This is a genomic window from Gilliamella sp. wkB308 (assembly GCF_001690185.1).
GTDB classification, from domain to species: domain Bacteria; phylum Pseudomonadota; class Gammaproteobacteria; order Enterobacterales; family Orbaceae; genus Gilliamella; species Gilliamella apicola_I.
Genome location: NZ_LZGN01000008.1, coordinates 1 through 2,007 on the forward strand (window position 1 = coordinate 1; position 2,007 = coordinate 2,007).

Annotated in this window: 5 protein-coding genes; 1 reads left to right on the forward strand and 4 read right to left on the reverse strand. The window is 33.6% G+C overall.

Annotated elements, in window-relative coordinates:
- On the forward strand, positions 1–398 hold a 398-nt coding region (locus A9G10_RS12685), incomplete at its 5' end, for a hypothetical protein (protein ID WP_179855794.1).
- A gap of 385 nt (positions 399–783) precedes the next feature.
- Here the strand turns inward: A9G10_RS12685 and A9G10_RS01660 are convergent.
- The 4 genes from A9G10_RS01660 to A9G10_RS01670 form a co-directional block, all read right to left on the reverse strand.
- Positions 784–1,008 carry a tail fiber assembly protein gene (locus A9G10_RS01660; RefSeq protein ID WP_065557970.1) on the reverse strand — a complete coding sequence of 75 codons (225 nt, stop codon included), beginning with the start codon at positions 1,006–1,008 and terminating at the stop codon, positions 784–786.
- A gap of 9 nt (positions 1,009–1,017) precedes the next feature.
- Positions 1,018–1,221: a hypothetical protein gene (locus tag A9G10_RS01665; protein ID WP_065557971.1), complete on the reverse strand. Its 204-nt coding sequence runs from the start codon at positions 1,219–1,221 to the stop codon at positions 1,018–1,020.
- Positions 1,222–1,223: 2 nt separating this feature from the next.
- Entirely contained in the window at positions 1,224–1,601 is a 378-nt protein-coding gene (locus A9G10_RS12965; protein ID WP_442903212.1) for a gp53-like domain-containing protein, read from the reverse strand.
- Positions 1,582–2,007, reverse strand: a 426-nt coding sequence (locus tag A9G10_RS01670; protein ID WP_218837310.1) for a tyrosine-type recombinase/integrase, incomplete at its 5' end; no start/stop codon positions are given. The genes A9G10_RS01670 and A9G10_RS12965, both read right to left, overlap by 20 nt.

Genomic DNA, 2,007 nt, shown 5'->3' on the forward strand with positions numbered 1-2,007 from the left:
ATCCTATTTATGAGGTAGGTGAACATGTTGATTTTAAAAAAATAGCAATAAACGGCCAGCAGATTAGCCGTTTTATTATTGCTAAAGGTTCAAACATAAACGGCTGGTATGAAATATACAGTGATGGCTTTAAACGAGTTGGCAACAAATGGCCTGTCTCCAACCCGCTTCATTCACCAAACCCGTTAGGTTGTGTAAAAGTTCCATTCCCAATACCGTTTACCCAGACAGTTATATCTGTCAATGTCTCAATTGAAACATCTACACCTGCAGTTGAAATCATAAATTATGAAATCAATAGTTTGCATGAAATAGGGCTAACAGCGGGAATGTTCGGTGCATCGGGAATGGTTGCGATGAGTGAATTTGCATGTTCATACTCAGCCGAGGGATATTAATATGAGATATTTCAATAAAATAACAACGGCAGAGGTAATGCCCAGTATATATGATATCAATTATGATGTAATAGAATTAGACAATAATCATTGGTTTTTTACGTCGGACATACCCGACAACAAAAAAATAGTTGCTGATGCAAACGGGCAATCAAAACTAAAGAATATTAGTGATAGTCTCAGCAATATAGATAAAATAAAAACCAACAAATAAAAACAACAACAATTAATTAATAATGTGGACACAAATAACAATCCTGCAAGACATTATCGATTAAGATATGCTAGAATCAAACGAGGCAGAAATGTAAAAACATACATGATTTTATTAACCCGTATTGATATTAATCAATCAGATATTAACTGGTCCCAAGAAACCGATTAATCACTCGGGTATTTCAGGAAACACAGCGTTAACATGTGCCGTGTCAATACGAGGAACGTCAATGGAAAATAACTCTAAACGCTCTAATAGTCGTTTTTCATTATCTGTTGCTACGTTGTGTTTTATAGCGCATTGTAATAATGTTTTTTTCGTACTGGCGTCAGTTATTAATTTATCTCTGAGAGCTATGTTTTTCCTGATTTTAAAATCAGTTTCCGCTGCCATATCCAGTACCTATTGTCCACCGTTCCATTTGTGAAAACCTGACAGTGGGGACTCTGAATACGTTAAATCATTAAATATAACACACCCCGCATTGATTTCGTTAAATAAATCAATGTGTTGATCTTTTGTGATTTCAATTGAATCTGGTGGTATATCAATATTGATTTCATCTATATAAAATGATTGTGTTTTAAAATTATAAAAATGTTTCATACTCAAAATCCTAATGCTATGTAAAATAAATCGGTGTCAGCATATTCGCTAGGCCCACATCTTCCCCAACATCTAAATTGTGATGCTGAAATTGGGTGTGCCGATGTTGAATTTGCGCCGTAATACCTATCGCTTGTCATAACCAGAAAACACGTATGCGGAAACGCTGTATGAAACGATTGTATATAGCCATTCACCCCAGCAGTTTGAGAATATCTTGATTCCCCCCATTGAATCACTAATCCGCTGGGTAGTTTTATATAACCATTTTTATTGAATGATCCGGTGTAATCGTTGCTACAAATTAAATCGCGGTTATTAACAGTTGGCCGTTCTTTAAAATCAACATGTTCACCTACCTCATAAATAGGATGCTTTATTAATCCTTAGTTTTTTATATTCCCTACCTCTATTGTCATTATATCTATCTGTCATCTGTTGAGATTTATGTCCTAATAAAGTCATTGTATCGAGCCGTTGTTCTCGATATAAACGTTCTGCTAATGATCTTATTTCATGAAATGTGGTAGGTGTACCTGTCCAATAATTTTTTTTAAAAACTTTATCACGTAAGCGTGCAAATTGTCTTGTTATTGCTTCTAACTTTATTTGTTTATTATTATTGCTTAGCAAATAATTATTTTGGGTTGAATCAATGATATCTTTCAAACTAATATTCAGTTTTTTACATTTCAATTTAACTGGTAATGCTATTTTCGCTCCAGTTTTATATTGTTCAATTAATAAGTAATTACGTTTAATGTTAGATTTTTTCATAGTTGCGAT

Coding starts and splice junctions, on each gene's coding strand:
- A9G10_RS01665 (WP_065557971.1), bottom strand. CDS start 1,221: ATGAAACATTTTTATAATTTTAAAACACAATCATTTTATATAGATGAA.
- A9G10_RS01660 (WP_065557970.1), bottom strand. CDS start 1,008: ATGGCAGCGGAAACTGATTTTAAAATCAGGAAAAACATAGCTCTCAGA.